General features: G+C 54.0%; 5 protein-coding genes and 1 pseudogene. 5 read left to right on the forward strand and 1 reads right to left on the reverse strand.

Translation table 11 applies throughout. The annotated features are described in order from the left end of the window. Positions 1–162 precede the first annotated feature (162 nt). From QZ506_RS20180 to QZ506_RS20200, 5 genes are all read left to right on the forward strand, one after another. The gene (locus QZ506_RS20180) at positions 163–1,110 is read left to right on the forward strand and encodes an alkaline phosphatase (RefSeq protein WP_291973448.1); all 948 of its coding nucleotides are present in this window, start codon (positions 163–165) and stop codon (positions 1,108–1,110) included. A 40-nt stretch (positions 1,111–1,150) separates the two neighbouring features. After that, the gene (locus tag QZ506_RS20185) at positions 1,151–1,903 is read left to right on the forward strand and encodes an alkaline phosphatase (RefSeq protein ID WP_291973451.1); all 753 of its coding nucleotides are present in this window, start codon (positions 1,151–1,153) and stop codon (positions 1,901–1,903) included. 9 nt (positions 1,904–1,912) lie between these two features. Further along, positions 1,913–2,335, forward strand: a complete 423-nt coding sequence (locus QZ506_RS20190) for a hypothetical protein (RefSeq protein ID WP_291973453.1) — start codon at positions 1,913–1,915, stop codon at positions 2,333–2,335. Between the two features lie 195 nt (positions 2,336–2,530). Continuing rightward, positions 2,531–3,109, forward strand: coding sequence for an ABC transporter ATP-binding protein (locus QZ506_RS20195; RefSeq protein WP_291973455.1), 579 nt, complete (start codon positions 2,531–2,533; stop codon positions 3,107–3,109). Further along, positions 3,109–4,371: an ABC transporter permease gene (locus QZ506_RS20200; protein WP_291973457.1), complete on the forward strand. Its 1,263-nt coding sequence runs from the start codon at positions 3,109–3,111 to the stop codon at positions 4,369–4,371. The genes QZ506_RS20195 and QZ506_RS20200 overlap by 1 nt, the downstream gene beginning before the upstream one ends. Before the next feature lie 65 nt (positions 4,372–4,436). Here QZ506_RS20200 and QZ506_RS20205 read toward each other — a convergent pair. Beyond that, a pseudogene (locus QZ506_RS20205) lies at positions 4,437–4,706 on the reverse strand (IS5/IS1182 family transposase); the annotation flags it as partial.

The raw sequence follows: 4,706 nt of genomic DNA on the forward strand, positions 1-4,706 counted from the left end.
GCTTTGTGTTTGATAATGGGATTGTTAGTATGAAGCATGAGAGTTACCTCGCGTTTTGTTTAAGGATCAGACACCCATATCAAAACCGGTAACTCTCAACCTTTCAAGGTCCAGTGTCAGATCTAGTCGCGACTAATACATATATCGCTCAAGGACATGACCATGAACGCTCGTTGGCTGCTGCCGTTGTTGTTTGCTTCCACCCTGCCGGGGTTCGCGCAGGCTCAAGCGATTTACCCTATCGACCGCGCCACCATGCTGGCTGGCGGTAAGTTTGACTTTAAAGTTGAGTTTGATTCTGTACTGAAACCCGCAGATGTCCGTATTCTGATCAACGGCAAGGATTACCAGCAAGTGCTGGGTAAATCCGCTACCTTTGTTGAGCGTGAAGACGGGCAGGATGTCTCAGCCGTGTGGATCCGCGATGTGTTCCTGCCGCAGGCAGGCAAGTATGAAGTAGAAGCGCAGGCTAACGGCAAAACGTCGAAAGTGACCTGGGATGTCTATCCCAGCGCGGAAAAACGTAAAGCGAAGAACGTCATTCTGTTTATCGGTGATGGCCTCTCTGTGGCGCACCGCACTGGAGCGCGCATCCTTTCCAAAGGCGTGACAGAAGGGAAAGTCGATGGTTGTCTGGAAATTGACGATCTGCAATACATGGCGTTTGCCGGTACCTCCAGTACGGACTCTATCGCGGCAGATAGTGTGAATACCATGAGCGCCTACATGACGGGGCACAAATCTGGCGTGAATGCGTTGGGTGTCTATGTGAGCCGCGGCAAGAATTCGCTGGAACATCCGAAACAGGAAACGCTGGGCGAACTGATCACCCGTTCTTCCAAGATGTCGGTTGGCGTGGTCAGTGACGCCGAACTGGAAGATGCCACGCCAGCGGCGGTGGTGTCGCACACCCGCCGTCGCGCCGATAAAGCAGAAATCGTTGAGATGTTTTACAACGTGAAGCCGACAGTCATGCTGGGTGGCGGTTCTGCCTACTTCCTGCCGAAGAGCACAGCTGGCTCTAAACGTAAGGATGACACCAACTACGTTGAGAAATTCCAGCAAGCGGGCTATACGCTGGTGACTGACGCAGACGGGCTAGAATGCTGAGCAGGCGATCAAACTGCTGGGGCTGTTTCATACCGTCAATATGGACGGTGTTCTGGATCGCCGTTTCCTGAAAAACGACGTGACCAAGAAATTCCCCAATCAGCCAGATCTGACCGACATGACGCAGGCGGCGCTGGATGTCCTGTCGAAAAACAAAGACGACTTCTTCCTGATGGTGGAATCGGCGCTGATCGACAAAGCCTCTCACCCATTGGATTGGGAACGCGCCTTTACCAACACCATCATGCTGGATCAGTCAGTGGCCATTGCCAAAGAGTTTGCCGAGAAGAACCCGGATACGCTGATCATTGTTACTGGTGACCATACGCACGGCCTGTCGATTATCGGTACGGTGGATGATGATAAACCTGGTACCGAGATGCGTGAAAAAGTGGGCGTGTATGAAGATGCAGGCTTCCCGAACTACAAAGATGCCAACAAAGATGGCTACCCGGATGATATCAACGTCTCTAAACGTTTAGCGGTATTCTTCAACAACTACCCGGATTACTATGAAACCTTCCGTCCGAAACTGGATAATCAGTTCGTTCCTGCCATCAAGAACGAAAAAGACCAGTATGTGGCGAACAAGGCCTATGAAAACGTCCCGGGTAGCGTGTTCCGTGAAGGCATTCTGCCGCGCTCTTCGGACACTGGCGTTCACGCCGTGGATGACATGGTGATTCAGGCCAGTGGCCCTGGCGGTGAAAAAATTCGCGGGTATATGGAAAATACCGAGTTGTTCCGCGTGATTGTTGATGCGCTGGCGCTGAAACCACAAGCCACCAAGTAACGCGCTGCAATGAAGAGCCTTACTTTACATCCGGCGGGGGAGATCCCGCCGTTATTCTTCTCGGCGTTGTGGCGCATGGTCGGCGTTTGCGTGTTGATGCTTGGCCTGATCGGTACCGCGCATGCCGCATTGCCCACACTCTCTTTCGATAAACTCTATGCCTCGTATGGTGTGCTGGGGTTGGAATTTTACGATGAGGTAAAAAAACTCTCGGGAAAACGCGTCAAAATGCGCGGCTTTATGGCACCACCGCTCAAGGCTGAATCCCAATTCGTTGTGTTAACCAAAATGACGATGGCACTCTGCCAGTTCTGCTCTTCCGACGCCGACTGGCCGGAGGATATAGTAGTGTTCTACCTGTCAAAACGGCAAACCTTCGTACAGAACAACACCATTATTGATGTGGAAGGCGTGCTGGAGTTTGGCTCCTAGACGGACCCGGAAAGCGGGTTTGTCAGCCTGTTACGCCTGCGCGATGCCCGCTTTGATACGCCTTAGGAGCCGCTGTGGCTGATTTGCATATTGAAAATGTAACGGTCTCTTTTCATGATATGCCCAGTGCCGTGCTGGACATTGCCCAATTGCAGATTGCGGCGGGCAGTTGCGGCGGGCAGTTGCGTGGCGGTAATGGGGCCATCAGATTCGTGGAAAACCACGTTAGTCAATGCTATTACCGGCATGGAGTGTGAAGGCACTGGCTGTGTACGTTGGGGCTGGCAGGATATCCGACAATTGTCAGAAGCAGAACGGGATCGCTGGCGAGCCCGTCATGTTGGTCTGATTATGCAAGATTTTCATTTATTTCCCGGCATTGATGCGCTGGAGAACGTGCTGCTGCCAGCTCGTTTTCACCATTGGCGTCTGCCGGCGTCATTGGCGGCGCGGGAGAAAATGTTGCTGGAACGCGTCGGTGTGAACACCGGTAATCGACCGATTGAAGTGCTGTCACGCGGTGAGAAACAGCGTGTGGCCGTAGCGCGTGCGCTCTTGGCGACGCTGGAAATTATCGTTGCCGATGAGCCTACGGCCAATCTGGATGCACACAACGGTGAGCAGATCGCCGATCTCCTCCTCACATTGGCCCAGGAACAGCGCAGCACGCTGATTGCCATTACGCACGATAAACGGTTGGCCGCGTTGATGTCGCGCTGTATTCAGTTGGAAAAAGGACAGCAAGTGGCGGATGACTCTCAGGAGGTACAGTGATGATCCCATGGCGTTTGATTATCGCAGACTGGCGTCGACTGTGGCCGGGCGTGGTGGTGGTGATGCTGATTGCGTTGGCGACCGCGCTAAGTACTTCTGTGAGTTTACAGGAGCGTACTCTGCGTATCGGCAGTGCCAAGGCGGCCGATCGTTTCGATCTGGTTATCGTTGCACCGGGGAGCGAAACGCAACTGGTGCTCTCGTCAGTCTTTCTCCAGCCTTCAGCATTGACACTGATTCCAGCGCAGGTACTGGATGAGGTACAGAAAAACCCGCTGGTGGCTTGGGCGGCACCGGTGGCGTTTGGTGATTTCTATCAAGGCATGCCGATCGTGGGGACTAACGCGGCATTGGTGACGGATGGCGGGAAACGCCCATTGCTAGCCGGTCGAGTGTTTAACGATGGATTTGAAGCCGTAGTGGGTGCAGGGACCGGACTGTCGATTGGCAGCACCTTTAGCCCGGTGCACGGCCAGGTCGGGGAAGAGGGGGCACATGCCCATGCGGAAGTACGCTATACCGTGGTCGGCGTGCTGCCCGCCGACGGCAGCGCCTGGGATAAAGCCATTCTGGTGCCAGTCAACGCGGTGTGGCGTGTGCACGGTATCCATGCACCCGGCGACCATGACGATGAGCACGAGCATCATGATCATGATGATGGGCATGAGCACGCCGAGGGCGATACACATGAACACCATGATGACAGTGAAGCGCATCACCATGAGGCTGGTGTTCCTGCCATCGTAGTAAAACCCTTAAGTATTGCAGGTGCTTACCAACTACGCTCACTCTATCGTAGCACGGCGACGCAGGCGGTATTCCCGGGAGGAGTGTTGGTGAAGCTCTATTCCATCCTCGGTGATATTCGTGCGTTGTTGATGTATATCGCGATGGGGAAACAAGGGTTGGTGGGAATGGCGGTGGCGCTGGTGGCGGTGATGCATTTACGCCAACGCCAGAAACAAATCGGTGCATTGCGTGCTTTCGGCGCGCCGCGTACCGGCATTTTCCTGTTGATCTGGTGCGGATTGATGCCACTGGTGTTTGCCGGTGTGGCGATCAGTGTGGGGCTGTGCTATGCCGCTGCTCAGGCAGTGGCGATTGTCATGAGTGAAAAGAGTGGCTTTGTCTTGCCGATTACATTGGGCGAGGACGATCTGTGGTTCGTGCTGTTACTGCTGGCTGTGGCTGCAGTGGTGCTGACGCTTCCTGCCGCGCTCTCCTATCGACGGTCTCCTGCGGCGGCATTACGCGGGGAATAATGGATATATAGGCTTTGTTGAATAAATCAGAACTTGTAACGACTGCGCCCCATACGGGTCGATAGTTACGTGATGCGAATACTGTTCGGCATTCCTGATAGCGTGATCCGGTTAAGCGCTTTGACCATGGCCATGGCTTCACCCACCTGAGCATCGTAGTCTCTCAGACTTAGATGACCACCCAGAAGCCTTTTTAACCGGAACATGGCCGTTTCAGCCACTGAGCGCCGGTGATAGCCCACTTTCTTTTTCCAGATATCGTTACTACCGCTAATGCGCTGATTTGCAACAGCGTGGTTACGCTCGTGGTAGCGATCTGGCCAATATTGCGCCCC

It is taken from the genome of Candidatus Symbiopectobacterium sp. (assembly GCF_020054415.1).
Taxonomy (GTDB): Bacteria; Pseudomonadota; Gammaproteobacteria; order Enterobacterales; family Enterobacteriaceae; genus Symbiopectobacterium.